The 277-nt window shown below is 71.5% G+C and carries 1 pseudogene; it reads left to right on the top strand.

The annotated features are described in order from the left end of the window. Positions 1 to 277: pseudogene (locus AMS67_RS17625) on the top strand (histidine--tRNA ligase); the annotation flags it as partial.

The following is a 277-nucleotide window of genomic DNA, read 5'->3' as shown; positions in this document are numbered from 1 at the left end:
GTGCTCGCCGAACTGGGGCTGCAGGGCTGCGTGATCCGCGTGAACGACCGCCGCATCCTCTTCGGGCTGCTCGAGCACTGCGGCTTCCCGTCCGACACGCACGACCGCGCGCTCATCACCGTCGACAAGCTCGACAAGATCGGCGCGAGCGGAGTGGTGGAGGAGCTGCGCGACATCGATCCCGAGGCCGCTGAGCGGCTGGGAGCGGTACTCGCGGCCGTCGAACCCGCGCTCGCGGGCGACGGGATCCCGCTCACGGGAGCGGGCATCGGAGCCG

This window comes from Leucobacter japonicus, from assembly GCF_001273855.1.
In the GTDB taxonomy this organism is placed as follows: Bacteria; Actinomycetota; Actinomycetes; order Actinomycetales; family Microbacteriaceae; genus Leucobacter; species Leucobacter japonicus.
Note: the sequence above shows the minus strand (reverse complement) of the source record. Positions and strands in the feature narration are given on the sequence as shown.